The 24,602-nt window shown below is 35.8% G+C and carries 21 protein-coding genes; 6 read left to right on the plus strand and 15 right to left on the minus strand.

Features of this window, described 5'->3' with window-relative positions; translation table 11 throughout:
• Positions 1-546 precede the first annotated feature (546 nt).
• Positions 547-1,665, plus strand: coding sequence for a glutamate 5-kinase (gene proB, locus E2R68_RS04010; protein WP_134276229.1), 1,119 nt, complete (start codon positions 547-549; stop codon positions 1,663-1,665).
• A gap of 110 nt (positions 1,666-1,775) precedes the next feature.
• Here proB and E2R68_RS04015 read toward each other — a convergent pair whose 3' ends face one another.
• Positions 1,776-2,027 (minus strand): hypothetical protein, encoded by a 252-nt coding sequence (locus E2R68_RS04015; RefSeq protein ID WP_134276230.1) that lies wholly within the window; start codon positions 2,025-2,027, stop codon positions 1,776-1,778.
• A 328-nt stretch (positions 2,028-2,355) separates the two neighbouring features.
• Here E2R68_RS04015 and E2R68_RS04020 point away from each other — a divergent pair, with 328 nt between their 5' ends.
• Positions 2,356-2,916 carry a cytochrome b/b6 domain-containing protein gene (locus E2R68_RS04020; RefSeq protein WP_134276231.1) on the plus strand — a complete coding sequence of 187 codons (561 nt, stop codon included), beginning with the start codon at positions 2,356-2,358 and terminating at the stop codon, positions 2,914-2,916.
• Positions 2,917-3,068: 152 nt separating this feature from the next.
• On the opposite strand, the gene E2R68_RS04025 is transcribed toward E2R68_RS04020, so the two are convergent.
• Positions 3,069-3,755, minus strand: a complete 687-nt coding sequence (locus E2R68_RS04025; protein WP_134276232.1) for a type 1 glutamine amidotransferase domain-containing protein — start codon at positions 3,753-3,755, stop codon at positions 3,069-3,071.
• 166 nt (positions 3,756-3,921) lie between these two features.
• Here E2R68_RS04025 and E2R68_RS04030 point away from each other — a divergent pair, with 166 nt between their 5' ends.
• A complete protein-coding gene (locus E2R68_RS04030) occupies positions 3,922-4,830 on the plus strand; it encodes a LysR family transcriptional regulator (RefSeq protein WP_134276233.1) in 909 nt (302 codons plus the stop codon).
• A gap of 129 nt (positions 4,831-4,959) precedes the next feature.
• Complete coding sequence (locus E2R68_RS04035) at positions 4,960-6,645, plus strand: NAD-dependent malic enzyme (protein WP_208380117.1); 1,686 nt, start codon at positions 4,960-4,962, stop codon at positions 6,643-6,645.
• Between the two features lie 128 nt (positions 6,646-6,773).
• On the opposite strand, the gene E2R68_RS04040 is transcribed toward E2R68_RS04035, so the two are convergent.
• Positions 6,774-8,060, minus strand: coding sequence for a DEAD/DEAH box helicase (locus tag E2R68_RS04040; RefSeq protein ID WP_134276235.1), 1,287 nt, complete (start codon positions 8,058-8,060; stop codon positions 6,774-6,776).
• Between the two features lie 221 nt (positions 8,061-8,281).
• Here E2R68_RS04040 and E2R68_RS04045 point away from each other — a divergent pair, with 221 nt between their 5' ends.
• Complete coding sequence (locus tag E2R68_RS04045; RefSeq protein WP_134276236.1) at positions 8,282-9,874, plus strand: ABC-F family ATPase; 1,593 nt, start codon at positions 8,282-8,284, stop codon at positions 9,872-9,874.
• A gap of 149 nt (positions 9,875-10,023) precedes the next feature.
• Here the strand turns inward: E2R68_RS04045 and E2R68_RS04050 are convergent, their stop codons facing one another.
• The 12 genes from E2R68_RS04050 to cobT form a co-directional block, all read right to left on the minus strand.
• Complete coding sequence (locus E2R68_RS04050; RefSeq protein WP_134276237.1) at positions 10,024-10,266, minus strand: GlsB/YeaQ/YmgE family stress response membrane protein; 243 nt, start codon at positions 10,264-10,266, stop codon at positions 10,024-10,026.
• A 202-nt stretch (positions 10,267-10,468) separates the two neighbouring features.
• Positions 10,469-11,647: a chromate efflux transporter gene (gene chrA, locus E2R68_RS04055; protein WP_134276238.1), complete on the minus strand. Its 1,179-nt coding sequence runs from the start codon at positions 11,645-11,647 to the stop codon at positions 10,469-10,471.
• 165 nt (positions 11,648-11,812) lie between these two features.
• Complete coding sequence (locus E2R68_RS04060; protein ID WP_134276239.1) at positions 11,813-12,304, minus strand: hypothetical protein; 492 nt, start codon at positions 12,302-12,304, stop codon at positions 11,813-11,815.
• Positions 12,305-12,323: 19 nt separating this feature from the next.
• The gene (locus E2R68_RS04065; RefSeq protein ID WP_134276240.1) at positions 12,324-12,776 is read right to left on the minus strand and encodes a hypothetical protein; all 453 of its coding nucleotides are present in this window, start codon (positions 12,774-12,776) and stop codon (positions 12,324-12,326) included.
• A gap of 143 nt (positions 12,777-12,919) precedes the next feature.
• Entirely contained in the window at positions 12,920-14,146 is a 1,227-nt protein-coding gene (locus E2R68_RS04070; protein WP_134276241.1) for a type II secretion system F family protein, read from the minus strand.
• Positions 14,147-14,404: 258 nt separating this feature from the next.
• Entirely contained in the window at positions 14,405-16,093 is a 1,689-nt protein-coding gene (gene pilB / locus E2R68_RS04075) for a type IV-A pilus assembly ATPase PilB (RefSeq protein ID WP_445177078.1), read from the minus strand.
• A 2-nt stretch (positions 16,094-16,095) separates the two neighbouring features.
• Positions 16,096-16,497, minus strand: coding sequence for a pilin (locus E2R68_RS04080; protein ID WP_134276243.1), 402 nt, complete (start codon positions 16,495-16,497; stop codon positions 16,096-16,098).
• A 698-nt stretch (positions 16,498-17,195) separates the two neighbouring features.
• Positions 17,196-18,638 (minus strand): sodium:proton antiporter NhaD, encoded by a 1,443-nt coding sequence (nhaD, locus tag E2R68_RS04085; RefSeq protein ID WP_134276244.1) that lies wholly within the window; start codon positions 18,636-18,638, stop codon positions 17,196-17,198.
• Between the two features lie 351 nt (positions 18,639-18,989).
• The gene (locus tag E2R68_RS04090; protein ID WP_134276245.1) at positions 18,990-19,706 is read right to left on the minus strand and encodes a hypothetical protein; all 717 of its coding nucleotides are present in this window, start codon (positions 19,704-19,706) and stop codon (positions 18,990-18,992) included.
• Positions 19,707-19,877: 171 nt separating this feature from the next.
• Positions 19,878-20,552, minus strand: coding sequence for a histidine phosphatase family protein (locus E2R68_RS04095; protein ID WP_134276246.1), 675 nt, complete (start codon positions 20,550-20,552; stop codon positions 19,878-19,880).
• On the minus strand, positions 20,549-21,331 hold the full coding sequence (locus E2R68_RS04100; RefSeq protein WP_166738798.1) for an adenosylcobinamide-GDP ribazoletransferase: 783 nt from the start codon (positions 21,329-21,331) through the stop codon (positions 20,549-20,551). Before E2R68_RS04100 ends, E2R68_RS04095 begins: the two co-directional genes overlap by 4 nt.
• A 69-nt stretch (positions 21,332-21,400) precedes the next feature.
• Positions 21,401-22,453 (minus strand): nicotinate-nucleotide--dimethylbenzimidazole phosphoribosyltransferase, encoded by a 1,053-nt coding sequence (gene cobT / locus E2R68_RS04105; protein ID WP_243834591.1) that lies wholly within the window; start codon positions 22,451-22,453, stop codon positions 21,401-21,403.
• A gap of 695 nt (positions 22,454-23,148) precedes the next feature.
• Here cobT and srmB point away from each other — a divergent pair.
• Positions 23,149-24,507 (plus strand): ATP-dependent RNA helicase SrmB, encoded by a 1,359-nt coding sequence (srmB, locus tag E2R68_RS04110; protein ID WP_134276249.1) that lies wholly within the window; start codon positions 23,149-23,151, stop codon positions 24,505-24,507.
• Positions 24,508-24,602 lie beyond the last annotated feature (95 nt).

Below are 24,602 nucleotides of genomic sequence, written 5' to 3' on the forward strand. Positions count from 1 at the left end.
GTTAGTTTGTATTTTCTAAAAACAAACATAACCAACTTTTACTTAATTTGAAATAATAATATCTATTAAGAAAATTTCCAACAAGACAATACCAAATGAAACAGTTTAATCAAACAATATGAGCGAATTAAATGACTTTATTCACTCATATCAGCTCAATTTTTCATTTTCAAACAGCTACCTTAAACAATATTTTCTTGCTGATAAATGCCATCCTATTGGTGATTTTTCACCCCCTTTATCGGCGCGATTAAAAATCAAACAAAATATTGACAAAAAATTATGATATACTACGCAAATCGTATAGATGAAATATTATTTTTTTATGCGATCACTCTTTAAATCAAATTATCAACGCAGGAAATAGTATAGTGACTCAATTGAGAAATTATCATCATTCAACAAATATCCCTCCTCCTCAAAGTTCCAGTTTAAAAAACTAAAACCACTTATTAACATCGTTAGTTATGCAACAAATCGCTTTTTACTCTTGCGATTAAAGTTGCACGTATAAAAAAGAGTAATGTAGTAAAGCAAAGAGAAATTATGAAAAACAATCAATGGAAGCGAATTGTATTAAAAGTTGGTAGCGCATTAATTGCACCAGAAAGAAAAGGATGTAGTTCTCGTTATCTATTACACATCGCTAAATTTATATTGCAATGTAGAGACCAAGGGATAGAAGTTATCCTTGTATCATCTGGCTCTGTAGCCGCAGGTTCTCACTTTTTTGGCAATCTAGAAAATCCATCTTTAGCAATAAAAAAAGCAATGGCAGCAGCCGGTCAAAATGAAATGATGGCCGCTTGGGACCGATTTTTTGATTTTCCATCAGCACAAATTTTATTAACTCATGGTGACTTACGCGATAAAGAAAGATATGACAGCGTACGTGAAACTATGTTTGCACTACTTGATAATGGCATATTACCAATCGTAAACGAAAATGATGTGGTAACAACGGATGAATTGAAAGTAGGTGACAATGACAACTTATCTGCCATGGTTGCTGCAGCTGCCGATGCAGATTCTCTCATTATTTGTTCTGATATTGATGGTTTATACAATAAAAATCCTCATACTAATACTGATGCTAAGTTAATTAAACAAGTTCATAATATTGACCAATCAATTTATGACATGGCCGGTGGCGCGCACAGCAGCGTAGGCACAGGTGGTATGAAAACGAAGATAGAAGCAGCTGAAAAAGCCACTTCACATGGACTCAGCACTTATATCATCAACGGTTTCAAAGAAAGTTCATTTGAACAGTTAATTTTAGGTAATAATCCCGGTACTATATTTTCTCCTTATGACTCACCAATGAAAGAAGACTTGCATTGGATGACACACACTGCAAAAGCACAAGGTGAGTTAGTGATAGAGGATGGTTTTGATTACCCATTTGATGAAAATAGCGAGCAATTAACCAGCAATGAAATATCAGAAGTGCATGGTGAATTTGCTGTCGGTGATACCATTCTGGTGCGCAGTGAAGATGGCAAACACCTGGCTAAAGCAGAAGCAAATTACAGCAGTTGCTTACTCAACTTCATAGCGACTCATGATGAAGAGGGAGATGAATTCCAACATCATACAGGGCCTATTATTTCTGATAAGAACATTGCATATTTAGATAACTCACACGAAGAAGCACATAAATAAATTATTTTATAACAATCTCTTCTGTAGATATTTAATATAATTAAGCACTCATATTATTGGCTAAGGCATAATCTGAGTGCTACAAACCTTATTAATCATAAATTAACCGATTATTTTCTACCTTCTGTTTCTAAGTGTTTATATTTGACGTTAGTAAACCTATGTCCTCCTGCAGCAGTTAAATAACCAGCTTTTTCAGCCCAAAATCCATATATGAACCTGACAGTTTTAGCACAACTATAAACGACGTTTGAACCTTTAATATGAATGCTATCAGGTGTATTGCTAATCCAACTATTTTTTAATGCGGCTGCCGAAAACAGATAAACATGGTTGGCATATTTTTTTGTGTGAACAGTCAACCTCCCCTTTCTAGCTATAATAAGTTGCTCTGACCATCAAAAACTTCATCTTCAGCAACAACAATTCTGTTATTTACTGTAATTATCTCTCCTTTAAAATCTTTTAATGGGGCATAATCCACTTGAAAGGATGCGTTAACGAAAGAGATTTTGAATATGGTTAAAAGTAAAATAATCTTAAACAGTTCCGCAGTGATAGATAGACAACTTTTCATATGACAACTCTCTAGGGATTTAAAATAATTAACACGCTGTATCGTTACATCACATTATTGATATAACGCTATAGAAGATAGTGTTAAACAAACCAATGAGAAATAAATATTTTATGTTTTTACGCACAAGAAAAACCTTTAACGCCTTATTTGAAAACTTACCAACCTCAGAAAAAATATTGCATCTAACCGTGGTTATATGGGTTTCATTACAAATTATTAGTTCATATTTTATGCATGTTCATTCAACAACATTGTGGGCTGATATTAATCTGATGAGTCAATTTCATGTTTATAGTGGATTACTTTTATTTGTTATCACTTCTATCTTCTTCATGAAAATTTTAAACAGAAGAAAAGCTAAGGATATTTATCCTTGGCTTTATAAAGACTTTGATGGCATCAAACAAGATAGCAAAACATTAATGGCATTTCGTTTACCAACAAGTCGACCTGGTGGTTTAGCAGCAACTGTAGAAGGCTTAGGTTGTATTGCTTTAATGATTGCTTTACTAACAGGGATTGTTTGGTATGTCACAGTTGGAAATGGCGTACTTAGCCCAGTCTTACTCAAAACACATAAAGTCAGCGTTGGATTAATCGAAGCTTATTTTTATGGCCATGCTTTCTTTGGCTTCTTACATTTATTTCAAAGACTACGATCTAAAGAGTAAGTAACTAATATAAAGCACCTTTCTCAAGGTGCTTTTATTGATATCGTGTAACGCCTCACTTGCGATTGAAGCTACAAAAAAACACTACCGATATTATCAATAGTGCCTTTAAGTTTATTGATTTAGCGAATAGCTTTACTCCTTCATTAAGCTTATATGCTTAAATGAGCGACTATTTTATTAGCCACCAGCTCAGAACTTGCAGGATTTTGACCTGAAATAATCAACCCATCTTGTACAGCAAAAGCAATAAAATCATCCACTTTTTGGTAATCTGCACCACGTTTAATTAATTCATCTTCTACTAAGAAAGGAACAATATCAGTTAACTGCACTGCAGCCTCTTCCCCATTAGTAAAACCTGTCACCGCTTTATTTTTAATAGCTGACTCACCGTTGCTATTTTTAACATCTAACAATACCGCACTTGCATGGCATACTGCTCCAACAGGTTTATTCGCAGCTAGAAAGCTTTCAATTAACTCAATTGAATCCGCATTATAAGCAAGATCCCATAATGGACCGTGGCCACCTGGGTAGAATACCGCATCGTAATCACCTTGATTAACTGATGATAAAAGAACGGTATTCGCCAACACTTGTTTTACTGCTTGATCTTCGTCATAACGTTTTGTTGCATCTGTTTCAAAGTCAGATAATTGGCTAGTTGGATCAACAGGTGGCTGACCGCCTAATGGTGATGCTAATGTGATATCAAAACCTGCATCTTTAAATACATAATACGGTGCAGCAAACTCTTCAACCCAGAAACCAGTTTTATGACCTGTATTACCTAATTTATCATGTGATGTTAGAACCATTAATATTTTCTTGCTCATGATCGCTCCCTTAAAATTATTTACATTTGCTAGCTGTAACCACTTGGTTAAGTAGCTATTTAATAAGTATATGCTTAATATTTCGCTGAACAATGCAGACTCTATCAACTTCATTGTTATAATTATTGATACAATAACCGAAAGCAAACTGAATCGAGACTGAATAGTGAAACTTTCATTTGAACAATTAAAAAGCATGGTAGTTTTTGCACAAGTGATTGAGCAAGGTAGCTTAAGCGCCGCAGCTAAACATGTTGGGTTATCACGAGCGGTGGTGAGTTACCACATCAAAAAACTTGAAACACAACTAGGGATAAAGCTATTAAACCGTTCAACTCGTAGCATTGCTCTCACAGAGGCAGGTGAACAGTATTATCAACGCTGTAAAGTTATCGTTGAGCAAGCACTTGCAGCTAATCAACAAATAGAAAATATTAAAAATGAGCCCACAGGATTAATCAAAATAGCCTGTCCAGTGAATGTTGGTTTACATACTATTGTGCCGGCATTAAACGAGTTTCGTCAGCTTTACCCTCATATTCAACTAGATGTAAATCTGAGTGATGAAGTGGTTAATATCATTAAAGATGGTTTTGATATCGCCATTAGAGGCGCAGCTTTAGCGGACTCAGGTTTACAAGCAACAAAACTATCTTCATTAAGTACTTACTTATGTGCGGCACCAAGTTATTTAATAAAACATGGGCGCCCCAATACTCCTGCACAATTAGCTTCTCATGATTGGATTCTTTACAAGTTAGCGGCTAATGTCTTAGAGCTAAAAAAAGGCAATCGTTCTTTTAGTGTGAAATTAAAAGGCAATATCAGTACTAATAATGCTGCAGCCCGAACGGCTTTTGTTGAAGGTGGCCATGGTTTAGGACGTATTCCAAGCTATGATGCATTACCTAAAATAAATGCAGGGACATTAACTCAGGTGCTCGCGGATTATCAACTGAATGATATTGATCTATATGCAGTGTTTCCACCGGGAGGTGCTGATTCCAAAAAATTGCGTTTATTAATCGATTACCTAAAAGCCTACTTCATAAAAAATAAAAAAGTAGTCAGTTAATAACTGACTTGAATTGATAAAAAATTCACTAACAGTATGATAGAGCATTAAATTCAGCAATAGCTTAATTCCTAAAACATTAAATTATCTGTATGGTTTACAACATGCTTTATTCACTAAAAAGGTTTGATTATGCCAACTAAACGTCCCTTATATATCCCCTTTGCAGGGCCCGCATTATTAGAAACGCCATTATTGAATAAAGGCAGTGCTTTTTCTTCCGAAGAACGTGATAATTTTAATTTAACGGGCCTATTACCTCATACTATTGAGACCATTGAAGAGCAGTCATTGCGTGCTTATCAGCAATTGTCTTCTTTCACTACAGACTTAGATAAACATATTTATCTGCGCAATATTCAAGATACCAATGAAACTCTATTTCATCAGCTAATTGAACAACATATTGAAGAAGTCATGCCACTTATCTACACACCAACCGTAGGTCAAGCATGTGAAAAATTCTCTAAAATATATCGTCGAAAACGCGGGTTATTTATCTCCTACCCTGAGCGCCATAAAATTGATGATATGTTACAAAATGCAACTAAACAAAATGTAAAAGTTATCGTTGTCACTGATGGCGAACGTATTCTAGGTTTAGGTGACCAAGGCATTGGTGGTATGGGGATCCCCATTGGGAAATTAGCCCTGTATACCGCTTGTGGTGGCATTACTCCTGCTCATTGTCTACCCATTTTATTAGATGTAGGCACCAACAATAATCATTTATTAAATGACCCTATGTATATGGGATGGCGTAATCCGCGCATTACCGGCGAAGAATATAATGAGTTTGTCGATTTATTTATCCAAGCGGTTAAACGTCGCTGGCCAGAAGTGCTATTACAATTTGAAGACTTTGCACAGGCAAATGCAACTCCCCTACTTAATAAGTATCGTGACCAATTATGTTGCTTTAATGATGATATTCAAGGTACCGCTGCGGTATCTGTGGGAACGTTAATCGCCGCTTGTTTAAATAAAAAACAAAAGCTCAGTGAACAAAATATTGCTTTCTTAGGTGCAGGATCGGCTGGTTGTGGTATTGCCGAACATATTATTAGACAGATGCAACGAGAAGGATTAAGTGAAGCACAAGCACGTAAACGTGTGTTTATGGTGGATCGTTATGGTTTATTAACAGATAACATGACCGACTTACAAAGCTTCCAGAAAGCATTAGTACAAAAATCAGAAGACTTAGAAGACTGGGATAACAGCCAACGTTTAGGTTTAGAGCAAGTTGTTAAACAAGCAAAAATAACCGTTTTATTTGGTGTTAGTGGACAACCTGGTTTATTCACAAAAAGCGTGATAGAAAGCTTATGTGAAAATACTGAACAGCCTATTGTTTTACCTCTTTCAAATCCAACATCTCGTGTTGAAGCAACGCCGCAAGACATTACAAATTGGAGTCAAGGAAAGGCCATTATTGCAACTGGCAGCCCTTTTCCAAACACTTACTTTGATGATGATTTTTACGAAGTTTCACAATGTAATAATAGTTATATTTTCCCAGGGATTGGATTAGGTGTTATCGCTTCTCGAGCAACGGGGATCAGCGACAATATGTTAATGGCTGCAAGCCAAGCGTTAGCAGATGCTTCTATGGAATATAAAAAAGCACCGGGCGCTCTATTACCGCCTTTAAGTGTGATCAAAGAGATCAGCGCTAAAATTGCTTATGCTGTTGCTCAACAAGCTATAGAAGATAAATTAGCCTTACCAGTGACAGAAGAGAATATACAACGTCGATTACAAGATACTTTCTGGTTACCTAAATACCGTGATTATCGCCGTACTTCTTTTTAAAACACGCTAAAAACAAAAAAACCTTAATATTGATAATATTAAGGTTTTTTAACAGCAATTTAATAGCTAATCTCAGTTCCGAATAAGCAAATTAATACAGACCCATTATTCAGAATTGAAGTTAAGTATTAACCGCCAACAAAGTTACTACGCACGCCACTTTGTTTTTTATTACTACCTGTTCTTGAACCTGAACGCACACCATCTTTATGGCCTACTTTTGGTGCTTTAGGCTTTTTAATTTTTTTCTCACGAGTATCTAATACCGAAGGAGGTAATGGTTCACCTGGCTGAAAACCTGCAAATACTTTACGAGGAATCACTTTTTTAATAAGACGTTCAATGTCTTTTAATAATTTAAACTCTTCTTGGCAAACTAATGAAATTGCTTCACCTTCATTACCAGCACGGCCAGTACGTCCGATACGATGCACATAATCTTCACTAACGTGTGGTAAATCAAAATTAACCACATTAGGTAATTGATCAATATCGATACCACGAGCAGCAATATCTGTTGCCACTAACACTTTAATTTGGCTTTCTTTAAATTGAGCTAATGCTTTAGTACGCGCACCTTGGCTTTTATTACCATGAATAGCTGCACTACGAATACCACGAGCTTCTAAATTTTTAACTAAACGATTCGCACCATGTTTGGTTTTTACAAACACTAAAACTTGTTGCCATTTATTGTCGATAATTAACTGGCTTAATAACGCTGTTTTTTTCGTTTTATCAACTTCATATAAAGTCTGTTCAATCTTTTCAACGGTTGTATTACGAGGACTCACTGAAATTTCAACAGGGTTATTAACTAAACCTTTTGCTAATGCTCGAATATCATCAGAGAAAGTGGCTGAGAATAAAAGGTTTTGGCGTTTGGGCGGCAATGCTTTAAGGATCTTTTTAATATCATGAATAAAGCCCATATCTAACATACGGTCAGCTTCATCTAATACCAAAACTTCTAATTGTTGAAAGCGAATAGCATTTTGCTGATAAAGATCTAACAAGCGACCAGGCGTTGCGACCAAAATATCCACACCACGGCGTAAGTTTTGCATTTGTGGATTAATTTTAACACCACCATAAACCACCATGCTGCGAAGTGGCATATTCTGACCATACTTTTGTACACTCGCTTGTACTTGAGCAGCAAGCTCACGCGTTGGCGTTAATATCAACGCTCGTACTTGATTTGGTTTTGCTCGTTCACCTTTCTCTAACATAGCTAATAACGGTAAAGTAAACCCAGCCGTCTTCCCTGTTCCTGTTTGTGCTGCAGCCATTACATCTTTACCAGCTAATACAGCAGGAATAGCCTGTTCTTGAATAGGGGAAGGTGTTTCATAGCCAGCATTTTTAACTGCTTCTACTAACGATACGGGTAAACCTAGGGTTTCAAAACTCATATAAAATCTCATTAAAGTACGGCACTTGCCATTAGACGCGTAGCTTACCCTAAGCGCGCGCATCACGCTATGTGTTAGTTTTATCAACTTAGTTGCTTAAACAACAATTAACTCGCATAAAATTCATACAATTCTGAGGTGATTAACCTCACAGTATATGTATAATACCCGACATTAAAAATGCTCAGAAAAGCAATACTCAAATAATTTAGGAATAAGCCGTGTTAAGTACAAATAACATCACCATGCAATTTGGTGCAAAACCACTTTTTGAAAATATCTCTGTAAAATTTGGCACAGGAAATCGTTACGGTTTAATCGGTGCAAATGGTTGTGGTAAATCAACTTTTATGAAGATTTTAACGGGTGACCTTGAGCCAAGCGCAGGTAACGTAACTAAAGATCCTAATGAGCGTATTGCCAAACTACATCAAGATCAGTTTGCTTTTGAAGAACATACAGTACTGGATACCGTATTGATGGGCCACAAAGAGATGTGGGAAGTCATGAATGAGCGTAATCGTATCTACTCTTTACCAGAAATGAGTGAAGAAGATGGTATGAAAGTAGCTGATTTAGAAACTGAATTTGCAGAAATGGATGGTTACACTGCCGACTCACGTGCAGGGGAAATCCTATTAAGCGTTGGTATTCCATTAGAGCAACATTACGGCCCGATGTCAGAAGTCGCACCGGGTTGGAAACTACGTGTGTTACTAGCACAGGTACTATTTTCAAATCCAGACATCATGTTACTTGATGAGCCAACCAATAACTTGGATATCGATACTATCCGTTGGTTAGAAACAGAATTAAACGCACGTCAATGTACCATGGTTATCATCTCGCATGACCGTCACTTCTTAAACTCAGTATGTACACACATGGCTGATATCGATTACGGTGAATTACGTTTATACCCAGGTAACTACGATGAATACATGACAGCGGCAACACAAGCTCGTGAGCGTCTATTGTCTGAAAACGCGAAGAAAAAAGCACAGTTATCTGAATTACAAGAATTTGTAAGCCGCTTCTCTGCTAACGCATCAAAAGCAAAACAAGCGACTTCTCGTGCAAAACAAATGGATAAAATTCAACTTGATGAAGTTAAAGCATCAAGCCGTGTTAATCCTTACATTGTATTCAAACAAGAGAAAAAATTATTCCGTAATGCACTAGAAACCATTTCAATGACTAAAAGCTTTGAAAATACATTATTCAAAGACTTAAACCTCATGATTGAAGTAGGCGAACGCGTTGCGATCATCGGTCAAAATGGTGTGGGTAAAACAACATTATTACGTACTTTAATGGGCGAAATTGAGTTAAGTTCAGGCGAATATAAATGGTCTGAAAATGCACAGTTAGGTTATTACGCACAGGACCATTCATCTGATTTTGTAAAAGATCAAAACCTAATGGATTGGATGGGCCAATGGATGCAAGAAGGTGATGACGAGCAAGCCGTTCGTGGTACCTTAGGGCGTTTATTATTTGGTGCAAATGATATTACTAAGTCAGTAAAAATCATTTCTGGTGGTGAGCAAGGCCGTATGTTATTTGGTAAGTTAATGATGAACAAACCAAACATCTTATTAATGGATGAGCCAACTAACCACTTGGACATGGAATCTATCGAGTCATTGAACTTAGCCTTAGAAAACTACGAAGGCACGTTATTATTCGTCAGCCATGACCGTGAGTTTGTATCTTCATTAGCAACACGTATTATCGAAATCAAACCTAATGAAGTAGTCGATTTCCACGGTACTTATGAAGAATATTTAAAAAGCCAAGGTGTTCAAGAGTAATTATAAAAATACTGATTGCTTAATAATTAAAGGGCTTCGGCCCTTTTTTTCTGCACCTTTTCTAGCTTAATAGAAAAAATGCCACAAAAAAACGGAAGCTAAAAGGCTTCCGTTTTTTTAGGTAAAGTTAAACTAATACTTAAAACAAGCTAAGCACGTTTAACTAAACTTATCACAAACAATAAAATGATAGCACCGACTGTAGCGCTTAAAATTGCGCCTAATAAGCCACCACCAAGAGTAAGACCGATGCTATTACCGATAAAGGCACCAACAATACCAACAGCGATATTACCAACTAAACCAAAACCGACACCTTTAACAACTGCACCAGCTAACCAACCTGCAATTGCACCAATGAGTAAAACAACAATTAAAGCATTAAGATCCATTATTATTCCTTATTTTTGTGAGGTAACGCACAAAAAGTATATATTAAATAATAAGTAAATCCATTATTTTTATTTATTAAAGTGGTCATCTTTATTTTATATCATGATTTAACTTATCAGTAATAAAATCAACTTATTACAACCAAGCGTACAAAGCATAATAGAAAACATTAAGTCGTATTTAATGGCTCAAAAATAGCAGTTAAATAACAACATAATTTACTAAAATGCCAAGCAATAAAAATATAGCCACTAAAAGCATAATAGGTAATTTCAGGTATTTTAATAAATAGATACCTATTAACACCATTGCCATATCAATCACATTAAATACCGCACTAGTAAAAACAGGTTGATACAAGGCACTTATTAGCAGCCCCACAACGGCAGCATTCACACCTTTAATCGCAGCAGATACACTCGCTATTTCCGAGATGCGATGCCAATTTTTTAAGCAGCTTAATAACAATAAAAATCCCGGTAAAAATACCGCGCCAGTAGCAATTAAAGCACCCACAATAGGTTGATTAGGTAACAATAAATAGCCAAGATAAGTGGCAAAAGTAAACATAGGGCCAGGCACTGCTTGAGCGATGGCATAACCCGTTAAAAATTGTTCTGCTGGTAATTGCTCTGCAATAATATTTTGTAATAAAGGTAAAACAACATGCCCTCCTCCAAAAACTAAACTACCTGCTTGAAAAAAATCAGAAAACAACTCTACGATAGGTGAATATACAGCGAATAAAGGCAGTAGTAATAAGCAACAAAGAAAGATAAGTAATGGGGCAAAGTTAACCGACTGAGAAATTTCCGGCAAGTGATGAGTTTTTTCTATATAAGTAGGATCCGTTTGCTTCTCTTTTAAACAAAACAGACCAATGACAGCACTGAATATCAAGATCACCAGTTGGCTAATAAGGCTTGCCTCAAGCAACAAGACACAAGCAGTTAAGAGACACAAAAAAATACGTATGTTGTCTTTGCAGAAATTCCTATACATCAGTAATACAGCATCAAAAACAACCACAACAGCTAATAACTTAAGCCCGTGTATCATTGATTGAAAAAGCTCATTACCAGCAAGATGTCCTGCACTAATAACCAGTAATAACATCAAAACGATAGAGGGGAAGGTAAAACCTAAGAAAGCAAGACAAGCACCTTTTAAACCCGCACGATGATAACCAATTGCAAAACCTACTTGGCTTGAACCTGGGCCTGGCAAAAACTGACTTAATGCAACAAACTCTGCATATTTTTGTTCACTTAACCAAGCCAACTTTTCAACAAAAGTCTGCCTAAAATAAGCAATATGAGCAGCAGGCCCACCAAAGCTAATACAGCCAAGTACAAAAAACGTTTTAAAAATTTCCCACATAATTTATTAAATACACTACTAATAACAATGATTAATCATTTCAAGATAATAGATAGCTAAGATGACAATAGAATGACAGTCGAATAATAAGATTTGAAAATGATGGAACAACCATCATTTATAATAGCGAGGTGGAAAAAGATAAAAACGTTAATTAACGCTTCATTATTTATGAATTAAAGCTAAATGCATATATTGTAAGTCATTACTCCATAACTGCAGGAAGTTTCGTGACTTATCTTTATTAGTTAAACACTTAGCAAATAAAATAATATTCGCGCCAATTAAATCACTGGCTTTATTAATTGAATATTGCTCTAAGAATTGCTCTCTAAAAAGCTTTAATGGGATCGCAATATTTTTAGCATCAGCAACATTGAGCCATAAGAGATCTTTATCGGCATAACTAATAGTTCCCCAATACATTCGAGGAGCAAAGTTTTCAATCACTTGCGCTTCACTGAGTTTTACAAATAAATTTTTTGCTCGCCATTTATGTTTTTCACTGGTGTGTACCCAAACATTTGAAGTCGCTAATGAACTGCCTTGTAATAAACTACTTAATAGCTTTGCTAAATTTTGTTTATTTACTGACAATTCTGGTTCTAGCGCGTGATTGTAAGGGACTGCATCAAGTGATGTTCCACTATTTTGCAAAGTAGCTGTCGGGTCTTTTTTAGTCGGTGTTTGTTGATTGATTATCTATTACTTTTGCTTGTTGATTTTTATTATTGGGCATTTTATGAATAAGCTCACTAGAAAAATCAATCATAAAACCCGATATGGGATTTTCTACTGACTCTGTGATTATTACTTCTACGGGTGAATTTTCTTTTTCTTGTGGATCTTGAATCTTTTCTGCTAGCACTGTTTTTTTAGAAGATGCATTTAATTCGGAGCAATCAGGAAGATGCTGACGCGCACCAAAACAAGCTTGTTTACCATCTTTAGAAGCCCGGCGAAAATAAGCCGGTTGCAAACAAACAGGGCATAGTAAAGAGTGGCGATATAATGCGATTTTTTCTGCTGAAAAGTCTTTAAACTCAAAAATAGAGAAAGTGATCTGCTTAATATTTCCATTTTCTATTTGTGAAGCTTTAGTCGGTAACACACAAATAGCATCTAACATTTTATCCTCCTTTATCTAAGCCCAGCCTTAACAATCAACACCTTCAATACTGCAGATAACGTAGCTGATATAAAAAAACGATAGCATTTCCATGCTATCGTTTTTATTAGTTTTATCTCATCATAGGTAAATTGTATTTTTGATTAACCAACAACTGAACCTAATTGGAAGATAGGTAAATACATAGCAACAATCAAACCACCAACCACAACACCTAACACCACCATGATCATCGGTTCCAATAAGCTAGTAAGGCCATCAACAGCATCATCTACTTGTTGTTCATAGATATCAGCCACTTTACTTAACATACCATCAAGGTCACCAGATTCTTCACCAATCATGACCATTTGCGACACCATATCAGGGAATGCGCCGGTTGTTTTCATGGCAACGTTTATTTGCATACCGCCCATTACTTCAGAGCGCATTGAGTTTACAGCCGTTCGGTAAACATAGTTACCTGATGCGCCAGCCGCCGAGACTAATGCATCAACTAACGGGATACCTGCTGCAGATGTCGTTGATAAAGTACGAGCAAAACGAGCAACAGCGGCTTTATCTAAAATAGTACTAATAACAGGAATTTTTAAGATAAATTTATCGGTATTATCTTTTACTTTTTGGCTGCTTCGATGTGCTTTTTTAAATAAGAATATAAATAGAGCAATACCAGCAATAATGATGTACCAATATTGCTGAACAAAATCAGAAATACTTAAAACAAATAATGTGAAAGCCGGTAGTTCTGCCCCAAAACCTTCAAAAATATCTTTAAATTGTGGGATAACAAACAGCAGTAATAACATAGTTACAATACCCGCTACCGCTAATACGGCAGCAGGGTAAAACATTGCTTTTTTGATCTTAGATTTTAACGCTTCAGATTTTTCTTTATAGGTAGAAATACGATCGTAAATAGTATCCAAAGAACCAGACTGTTCACCAGCTTCCACTAAATCACAATATAAGTCATCGAAGTGTCTTGGGTGACTACGTAATACTTGAGAAAAAGGAGTCCCCGTGGCGACTTCATTACCAATGGATGTCATCAATAAACGCAAAGGTGCTTTTTCATTACTTTTAGCAATTAACTCCAAGCTTTGAACTAAAGGAACACCGGCACTTAACATGGTTGCGATTTGACGAGAAACAACAGCAATATCCATTGGCGTAATTTTGTCGCCAAAAGAAAGTAAAGGTTTTGCTTTTTTCTGTGTCTTGGTAACGTTAACACCTTGTTTACGTAACTCCGCTTTTATTTCAAGTGCTGATTCACCTTGCAATTCACCTGATACTTTAAGGCCTTTACGGTTAATTCCTTTCCAAGTAAAAGTGTGTATTGTGTCGACTGTTTTTTTCTTGGCCATTTAAAATCCCTTTGAATAGCACTGATTTGATATTAACTTTGAATGATAAACAAAAAGCCTAATATTTACTGAGATCTAGATAATGAATCTATTAATAGAAAATAAATAAACCGCTAAAATAATCTATTAAAATCAAAGTTATAACTTATCTTTTTGCTATGTGGCTATTTATATAGTTGCTTATATCGCATATAGGAAATGAAAAATATGAAGGAATGTTATATCTCACTTAAACAGTAAGATACAACACCAATAAAACTAAGTAATTCGAGTTACTTCATTCAAGCTAGTCACACCATTTAAGGCTTGTTTGATCGCTGATTGGCGTAAGGTATACATGCCTTCGCTTTCAGCGGTTTCAGCAATTTGCATGGCATTACCATCATTTAAAATAATACGTCCTAATTCATCGGACATTTCCATCACTTCGTAAATACCCACACGACCTTTATAACCATCGGTACATTTGCTACAACCAACAGGTTTAAACAAGTTCTGTTTGATACTTAATTGCTCCGCATTAAAGCCAATTTTTAAAAGTTCTGTATCTGACATCACTAGCGGCTCTTTACAGCTTTCACATAAACGTCGTGCTAGACGTTGCGCAATAATTAACGATACCGATGAAGCAATATTAAAGGCAGGAACGCCCATATTTAATAAACGCGTTAGAGTTTCTGCGGCTGAGTTAGTATGTAAGGTTGATAAAACCAAGTGACCTGTTTGTGCGGCTTTAATACCTATTTCAGCCGTCTCTAAGTCACGTATTTCCCCTACCATCACAATATCTGGATCTTGACGTAAAAAGGAACGCAGTGCAGACGCAAAAGTAAGACCGGCTTTATTATTAATCTGTACTTGGTTAATACCAGTTAAGTTAATCTCTACCGGATCTTCCGCCGTTGAAATATTGCGTTCAACGGTATTCAGAATGTTTAAGCCCGTATACAAAGAAACGGTTTTACCACTCCCCGTTGGCCCCGTGATTAAAATCATGCCCTGAGGTTTGGATAACGCATTCATGTATTTTGCTTTCTGCTCATCGGTGTAACCCAGTCGGTCAATATCTAGACTAGCAGCAGATGAATCCAAAATACGCATTACAATCTTTTCACCCCACATAGTAGGCAGCGTACTCACACGTAAGTCGATATTACGTTTATTAGATATTTTAAGCTTGATACGACCATCTTGAGGTAAACGACGTTCTGCAATATCCAGTTTTGACATGACTTTTAAACGCGCAGAAAAACGATTCGCTAAATTAACCGGAGGTGAAGCCACTTCATGTAAAATGCCATCAACACGAAAACGAATACGGTATTTTTTTTCATAGGGTTCAAAATGTAAATCTGACGCGCCTTTTTTAACTGCATCAATTAACACACCGTTAATATATTTAACAATCGGCGCATCATCATCAACGGATTGAGTTTCATCTAAACGAGAGTCTGATTCATCAACTTCAATATCATCAATATTACCCATATCTTCCAGTGTACTTGCACTGTCATTTAATAGGCTTTCAATGGCTTTATTCAGTTTACTTTCTTCAACTAATAACGCTTCAGTATTCATACTAAAGCTAAAACCAAAATCTTCTAAGGCTGATACATTGGTGGGATCAGACATCGCAATATAAAGGGTTTTATGTTGCACATACACGGGCAACGCATGGTGTTTTTCTATTAGTTTTGCGTTAACTAGATTTTCAGGAATATCATCCAGAGCTAAGGTATCACTGTCTAATAGAGGAAGACCATATTCAGCTTCACAGAACTGCGCTAGGGTTAGGCTATCTATAAAGTTATTTTCAACAAGGTAGGGAACTAAGCGCTTCTGTTCAGAAGCTGCCGCGGAGGTAATTTGTTGTAGTTTCTCAGGTTTAAGTAAACCATGAGCGGCCAAGCTAGAAGCTAGACCGCTAATATCATTATTTTCCAAAATACTTATTCTGTTTTTCCAGTACAACCTTTAGGCATATACTGGTCATCAATATCCTCTGACTCACAAGTAAATTGTCCAGTAGCAGAATCATACGTTAAAGCAATATCACCACTGATAGCTGAATTTTTATAGCCACATGTAATTTCCGTATCAGTCGCATCGATAGTACAGATCGAAGTGCTTGCAGGTAAACCTATTGATACTGCGCCACTAATAGTTTCACCAGCGCTAGCATTAATAACAAATCCAGTTTTCCCTGCTGAAATTTCAGCCACACCAGCAGTTACTTCTGACTTAATAACATAATCTTGATAAGCAGGTAATGCTACCGCTGCCAAAATACCGATAATCGCGATAACGATTAATAATTCAATTAGCGTAAAACCCTGTTGTACTTTTTTCATTTTGTTCATCCTTAACTTTGTTTAATTTATTTTCGTGTGAATAATATTAAACAATGATTGAGTTTTAACTTAAATGCTTACCATTTTAATTAATGACTATGTATTTAAGTTGTGTGAAAGGCCATTTTCAAACCACTTTATTTATTTCCTGTTTTGTTAAAAGTCCTATTTGATAGCAAAGTTGCTAGCAAAACTAATCACTAAACCTGACAATAAAAAAGCAGAACTCATTAAACCTTGCCTAGTACTAAGTTCGTTCATGATACAAAGCATTAGGTAGTTGATCTTCATCTCATTAATCTTGAGATATTTTAATCAGCGCTTATTAGACTGAATTCTTTAACAAAAAACAAGCTACCGAATACGAGGTAGTTAACATAATCGACATTAATGATATAAAAATATTAGTCTTTAATAATGCTCACTTAGCACCTAAAAAGTAACTAAAACATAAACACAAAACAGCATGACGTTAGCAAAAAAAGCTTAAGGTCGCATCAAACCTACAATCAAATAATTACCCTCAGAAATTTAACAGCAAAAGAAAGTCAAAATAAATCAGCAAAAAGAAAGTAGAAATAGAGTGATAAAAAAACGGCTGCAATAAAAAATTATTGCAGCCGAAAAATCAATATGATGAGTCTGATTATTTATATCGTCATTTGCATGCTTATTTACAAACTCACTTACCAACCTGTTTAGAAATAGCCCGCATTAAACCATAGGTGAACATAAATACTCGCCACATAACCTAAGGCAATAACTGGCGTCCATTTTAAATGCGCACCAAAAGTATAAATACCACGAGCTTGCCCCATTAATGCAACACCCGCCGCACTACCAATAGATAGCAAACTACCACCAACACCAGCAGTTAAAGTCACTAATAACCACTGACCTGTACTCATATCAGGGTGCATACTTAATACCGCAAACATCACTGGAATGTTATCAATTACCGCAGATAACACACCTACTGTCACATTGGCATAAGTTGCATCCCAATTTGTATAAAGCATTTCAGATACCATGCTTAGGTAGCCAATAAAGCCTAAGCCACCAACACATAATACAACCCCGTAGAAAAACAGTAAGGTATCCCATTCTGCTTTTGCTACTTTATTAAAGATATCAAATGGCGCACCGTTACCTAAGGTACGTAAACGTTCATGCTCTTCTTCATCTTTTGCATGGAGAATGGCAGCTTGAAAGTAATTTTTCTGAGTTTTACGTAGGAAGTAAGCAAAGAATTGTAATAAACCAAGACCTGTCATCATACCTAATACAGGCGGCATACCTAAGAATGTATGGCCTAATACTGCTAAACAGATAGTGAATAAGAACAGCACAATAATACGGCGAGCACCACGTTTTAAGTAAACGATTTCACCATCACCTTTAGCAACCTCTTTAGAGATAAAGAAGTTCATAATTAATGCCGGCACTAAGAAGTTAACCGCAGCAGGCACAAATAATGCAAAGAAAGTATTAAACTCAACCATACCTTTTTGCCAAACCATTAAGGTGGTGATATCACCAAACGGGCTATATGCCCCACCAGCATTGGCAGCGACTACGATATTGATACACGCTAAAACAATAAATTTTGAATTTTTACCACCGACTTTCATCACGATCGCACACATCAATAATGCGGTTGTTAAGTTATCTGCAATAGGCGAAATAAAGAAGGCCATTGCGCCCGTTAGCCAAAACACCATGCGTAATGTAAAACCTTTATTCACCATCCAAGCTCGTAATGAATCAAAGATTTGGCGCTCTTCCATGGCGTTAATATAAGTCATTGCAACTAAGAGGAAGAAAAACAGCTCCGCATATTCAAGGAAGTTTTGTCTAAATGCAGCTTCAGACTCATGGCTCATGCCATTTTGTGAATAATAAAATCCAATCATCCCCCAAATTAAACCTGCTGCTATTAACACAGGCTTGGACTTACGCAGATGGATCACATCTTCTAACATCACTAAACAATAAGCGATACCAAAAAATAAAAGTGCAGCGTAACCAATACCATTAGTTGTTAAATCAAAACTGGCGGCTTCACTAGCGAATAAATTGGAGGAGAAAAAGACGGTAAAGAGAGTAAGCATAACGCTTAATACTTTAGGCATTTTTAACATTACGTTTTCCTTGAAGTAATACAAATAAGTAGTAAATAGCTGGTCTATTTTGTTATTTATAAAAGAGTCATTTATAGATAACGTTGGATCATTTATTTAGTAAAATTGATATAAGTAACAAATTAAAGCAATCAATATTGTAAATTTTAGCATAAGCATATTAGCTAAATTTGATATAAAAGGGGTTTAAGATAAAAAAATTAAGCAAATAAGGGTATATGTCATAATATGCCTCAGCACTTAAGTTATTAATTCATCAAAAAAAAGGCAACTAATGCTAGTTACCTTTTGTATTATGACTAGTTGATCACTTACTTATCACTTTGTAAGCCATCGCCTTTTATTTCAATATTATTCAGCTAATAAAGCAGTAATGTAACGACCAGGGATCATGGTTTCTAATGTTAGCTGCTCATTTTTCGTCGTTTGTAACAAACTGAAATATAAACCATCTCTTACTGATTTTTCTAATAACACTGTTGATACAGGGAAACTAAATGTTTGTGACACAGTACATTTTATGTCGTCACAACTTTGCGATGCTTGATCAATTGATAAATCAACATCCGTTCCATCAACTAATGCTACGTTATATTCTGTGAACTCTTCATCAGCAATTTTGTTTTTATCCACTGTGTAGTCAATTTGGAAATTAACTGTTGAGATATTTTTATCTGCATTTGGATTAACTGGTGCTTCTTGATCTGCAATTTGTGCATCTGCAGCTGCTTTTTCAGCATCAGCTGTTGATTGTTTTTTACTTTCTTTAGTTGCTTTTTTATCTGACTCTAAAGCCATTTCATCTTTTGCAGGAATAATGATCACGGGATCTGGCTGTGTACGTTCTGCTGCAGGGTCGATTTTAGCGGTTACTGATAATACCGATATTTTTAGACTTAAGTTTAATTCTAATAGATCAACAGGAATAATATCCTTACCTACCACTTCAACATAATCTTGATTTTCAGTTTTAGACGCAACAACGTCGTCCACATAATTAGTTGTCGCTGTGTTAGAACAAGCTGATACAAGTAATATAGATGCTAACAATGTAGATTTTTTAAACATGGTAAGTCCTGTCAAATAAAGGTAATAGTATGCAATATAGCAATAAAAAATATTTATCGAAAGTGTTAAAGCAAGTCAAAAAATTAATAACTTATATCCTATAAAAAATATGCGCTTAACTTATCGGTTAAAGTTTTAAGTATTTATAGATCAAGTTATTAAAAGCGATACTTATATAGATAGATTAATACTCATGCAGCGAGATAATGCAAGTTGTGACGGCACAATCGCTAAATGTGACACACTCATTTTATCCACCTTTAACGATAAACTGTGTTGTAACGGCATGTGTAAAAACTCAGTTAAAATAGAACGGATCACACCTGCATGTAACACTAAAATAATCGTTTGTGGTTTCTTATGCTGATTGAGTGTGGTCAATAATTGCTGCCAAGCAGTGTTCACTCGTTGATGAAAATCTGCTGCACTTTCTCCTTCAGGAAAAACATAATCAAACACTTGCTCCTGCCAACACTCTATTTGATCTTGACCAATCTCTTGCCAACTTAAACCTTCCCATTGTCCAAAATTAATCTCTTTAAAAGCTTCGATTGCTTGCAACTGTACTTTTTGGTTTTGCTGTTTAAGGTGTGCTTGTAATCCTTGCGCTAATTGTTGGCAACGTATTAACGGACTACTAATAATTAATGGTGTATCAAAATTACTTAGACTAGGCAGTATTTGCTTATCAATATAGTGACTTAACTTACTTATATCTTTAGTGAAAGAACCATGAATTGTACAATCTAATTGTCCGTAGCAAATATCAGGATGTAAATCGACATCACCATGACGTATCAAATAAAGTTGATGGGTCGTTGGCAAGGAGTTCATCGATTCACTCATTGTAATAACGCCAATACCGTTAAGAAAATAAGTAGTTCATTTAATTGTTGTAAGAAGCCTAAACAATCCCCTGTGTAACCATCAATTTGATGTTGAAAATAAATACGGCATAACAAGGTACTGATTGCCACAACAGCTAATATTGCAACTACCCACAAAATTGGCATCCAACACAGTATTAATAGAGAGAAGAGCAATACAGCTAGAAAATATTGTGATGGCAATTTCTGTGAGACACCAGCTGATTTACTACTGTCGTCATCACGCGCGTAGTCAGAGTATTGCACTACACTCAGGACACTAAAACGACTCAATACCGCAGCACTGACTAAAACGCCAAAGAAAACCAAAGAGCTTTGCTGTGATAAATCAATTAACACTGCAATCTTAAGAGCAAATAATAAAATGAGACCAATACTACCGTAGGTACCGATTTGGCTATCTTTCATGATTGCTAAGCGTTGCTTTTTGTTATATCCACCACCAAAAGCGTCACAGGTATCAGCTAAACCATCCTCATGAAAAGCGCCAGTAAATAACAAACCAGCCAGTAGCATGAGGATAATACTGATTGTGCTATGAAATAAGCCATTCGCAAGATAATAAACAGCAAAAACAACACAAGCGTATAACAAACCAACCAATGGAAAGTAGAGATTACCTAAATGAAATGGAAAGGCTTTAAAGTTAAGTGACTTCGCCACCGGAACGCGGGAAAAAAACGATAACGCATAACAAAATAAAACCCATTGTTTTTTTACGATCGATTTAAAACTCACATCTTTGCCCACTTTATACCTACTCCATTTCTATTTTGTTATCTAACCTTCCAAGACAATCTTTTTAAATTAATGACCTTCTGAAACACCTGCATCGGCAAAAGAGGCCATTTCATTTAAAAATGAAACCGCTGAAACAATTAACGGATAAGCAACTGCCACGCCTGAGCCTTCACCTAAACGCATCCCTACATTTAACAAAGGCATAGCAGCCATTTTAGTTAATAATAACTGATGCGCTTGCTCTTCAGATTGATGACAGAATTGTGTGTATTGTAAAAAATCATCATTCATTTCACTTGCCACTAACGCGGCACTTGAAGCAATAAAACCATCAACTAACACTAACATCGATAACTCAGCCGCTTTTAACATTGCCCCAACCATCATTGCAATTTCAAAACCACCTACCGTTTGTAACACAGTGAGTGCATCTGCATCATGTAATTGGTATTTTTCAATCGCATCATCAATCACTTTTGCTTTAATTAATACGGTTTTTTGATCAATGCCTGTACCTTTACCTGCACTTTGTTGACCACTGAGATTTAAAATAGCAGCCATAATAGCAGCGGCTGATGTTGTATTAGCAATGCCCATTTCACCAAAACCAATGACATTACAACCTTGATCAAATTGTTGCTGCGTAATATCAGCACCTTTGTTAATTGCTGCTAAACATTGCTCTTTGCTCATCGCTGCTTGCTGCGCAAAATTATGTGTGCCTGCTGCAATAGGTTGATTAATGAAATTAGCATTATCTATTTGCTCAAAATTCGCTTTCACACCAGCATTTACTATTTTTAAATCAATCGCATGTTGATTTGAAAAGCAATTGATTGCCGCCCCGCCAGCTAAAAAATTTAAGACCATTTGTTCGGTAACTACTTGAGGAAATAAACTAACTCCTTCATCAGCTACGCCATGGTCAGCGGCAAAAACAACAATGCTTGGTTTAGTTAATACAGGCGTTAATGTTTGTTGCACTAAAGCGACTTTAAAAGCAACTTGCTCTAGTAACCCTAAACTACCTTGAGGTTTGGTTTTAAAATCAATTTTATCTTGCAGTTCACTTACAAAATCCAAAGTCACATTTTCTAATGGTGAAATAATATCAAACACGTTGATTTCCTTAATACGATAGATAAGACGTTACCGATAAAATAATATGTAAAAGATGGCCAATAAAATATTTTGTTATTTAGTTATATATCTTTGAAAGCTAACCTAAATTAAGCAAAATAATCAATTGCCCTTTAACGTTATTTTTACCTCTTTTAAAAAAACACTGTATCTTTTATCTCTTTTATTTTCTTCATTATTCGCATATTTATTGATAAAGATTAGTAATACCCTCTGAGTGCTTATTTAAAAGCCCTTTTCAAACCAATATTGCATATTTTTTTTTGTGTTCTACAGTAAGTAAGCATTAAATAATATTAAATAATATTAAATAACAATAACGCCAGAACAAAAACCTAATAACAATTGCATTATGTATGTGTTCTAAATTTTACGCAGAAAAAACAATTCAATTCGAGGCGTAAATTGAGATAAATTCTGGTTCCATTGATGAAATTTATAACAAATAAGTGAGTTTTTTTAACCAGTAAAATAGAGCAGCTATTTACTGTGACTGATATGACTTATCTCCTCCCTTAAGCTACGTTAGTGCTCGTTTTAACGTAGCTATTTTTCCAAAAATTGAGCTATACACTGCCGATGTAATTAAATCTGTTAATTAATAGACAATTTCCCCCTTAAATCTGAACTTTGCTTTATAATGTGTTCTTTGTTTTATTGTATTGGAAATATTCATGTCATTTGCATCGCTTGAACTCGATCAGCACTTATTAAACGCCGTTGCTAAAATGGGGCACACTCGTCCAACTAGTATTCAAAATTTGGTGATCCCACCAGCAATGGATGAACGAGACATCATGGCAAGCGCGCCTACTGGTACAGGTAAAACCCTGGCATTTTTGTTACCTGCAGTACAACGACTGATCGATTATCCTCGTCGTAAAGGCGGTTCCGCTCGTATTCTCGTACTCACACCAACACGTGAACTTGCAGTACAAATCAGCGAAGTTGCAGAGCAACTGGTTGCTGGTACGCAATTAGTAGTGGGTAATATCATAGGTGGTATTTCTTACGAAGCGCAAGAAGATATCATTATGGGATCAGTTGATATTGTTATTGCAACACCTGGTCGCCTGATGGAATACATAGATGCAGAAGCATTTGATTGTCGTGAAGTTGAATGTTTAGTACTTGATGAAGCAGACAGAATGCTCGATATGGGATTTGTTGCAGAAATGGATCGCATTGCTGGTGAAGCTCGCTGGCGTAAAATGACCGCTTTATTTTCAGCAACATTAGAAGGTAAAGGTCTGCGTGATTTTGCTCGTGATGTATTAAATAATCCTATCAAGTTAGATGCAGAAGTCACACGTCGAGAAAGTGGTAAAATTTTACAATATATCCATCTTGCTGATAATCCAGAGCATAAACTACAAATTTTAGCTGCGATTTTACAACAAGAGCCTGAGCACGAACAAGTACATAAGATGATTGTTTTTGTAAAAACACGCGATCGTCTTGCACAATTAGTGGCTCAATTAGCAGAGCTTAATATTCGTTGTAACTACTTACGTGGTGAAATGGATCAAGAAAAACGTAATCTATCACTTCGTCAGTTTAAAGAAGGTACAACTAATATATTGATTGCAACTGATGTAGCTGCTCGTGGTATTGATGTACCTGATATAACACACGTAATTAACTACGATATGCCTCGTAGTGCTGATGTTTATGTACATCGTATTGGTCGTACTGCTCGTGGTGGTAAAAAAGGTACTGCTATTTCAATTATTGAAGCACATGACATTGATATCCTAGCAAAAGTTGAGCGTTATACAGATCAGATTTTAAAACGTCGTGTGATTAAAGGTTTACGTCCACAAAATAAAGAAGCAAAAGTTAGCTTACGTAAAACTAAAAAGCCATTAACGAAAAAAGGCAAAGCGCGCGAAGAAGAAGTTAAACGCCAGCAAAAAGAAAAACGTCAAAAGAAAAAACTAGAGATGGGCAAACAACGTCATCGCACTATTAAGGCAAAAGGCAAACCTAATTGGGCAGGAAAAAATAAAACAAAAGATGAAAAAGAAGCTTAAAACTTGCTTGTTCATTTAGTAAATAACCATTTATTACTCAGGTCATTTATTTCTATTTAAAAAATGAGAAGTAAATGACCTGAGCGTCTAAGTAA

The sequence above is a fragment of the Psychromonas algarum genome, assembly GCF_004376845.1.
In the GTDB taxonomy this organism is placed as follows: domain Bacteria; phylum Pseudomonadota; class Gammaproteobacteria; order Enterobacterales; family Psychromonadaceae; genus Psychromonas.

Bases quoted from the DNA above. Each gene is read 5' to 3' on its own strand.
- E2R68_RS04040 (WP_134276235.1), bottom strand. From the start codon at position 8,060: ATGAGTTTTGAAACCCTAGGTTTACCCGTATCGTTAGTAGAAGCAGTT.
- E2R68_RS04080 (WP_134276243.1), bottom strand. From the start codon at position 16,497: ATGAAAAAAGTACAACAGGGTTTTACGCTAATTGAATTATTAATCGTT.
- srmB (WP_134276249.1), top strand. From the start codon at position 23,149: ATGTCATTTGCATCGCTTGAACTCGATCAGCACTTATTAAACGCCGTT.
- E2R68_RS04025 (WP_134276232.1), bottom strand. From the start codon at position 3,755: ATGAGCAAGAAAATATTAATGGTTCTAACATCACATGATAAATTAGGT.
- E2R68_RS04095 (WP_134276246.1), bottom strand. From the start codon at position 20,552: ATGAGTGAATCGATGAACTCCTTGCCAACGACCCATCAACTTTATTTG.
- nhaD (WP_134276244.1), bottom strand. From the start codon at position 18,638: ATGTTAAAAATGCCTAAAGTATTAAGCGTTATGCTTACTCTCTTTACC.
- E2R68_RS04020 (WP_134276231.1), top strand. From the start codon at position 2,356: ATGTTTTTACGCACAAGAAAAACCTTTAACGCCTTATTTGAAAACTTA.
- E2R68_RS04050 (WP_134276237.1), bottom strand. From the start codon at position 10,266: ATGGATCTTAATGCTTTAATTGTTGTTTTACTCATTGGTGCAATTGCA.
- chrA (WP_134276238.1), bottom strand. From the start codon at position 11,647: ATGTGGGAAATTTTTAAAACGTTTTTTGTACTTGGCTGTATTAGCTTT.
- E2R68_RS04070 (WP_134276241.1), bottom strand. From the start codon at position 14,146: ATGGCCAAGAAAAAAACAGTCGACACAATACACACTTTTACTTGGAAA.
- E2R68_RS04065 (WP_134276240.1), bottom strand. From the start codon at position 12,776: ATGTTAGATGCTATTTGTGTGTTACCGACTAAAGCTTCACAAATAGAA.
- proB (WP_134276229.1), top strand. From the start codon at position 547: ATGAAAAACAATCAATGGAAGCGAATTGTATTAAAAGTTGGTAGCGCA.
- E2R68_RS04090 (WP_134276245.1), bottom strand. From the start codon at position 19,706: ATGTTTAAAAAATCTACATTGTTAGCATCTATATTACTTGTATCAGCT.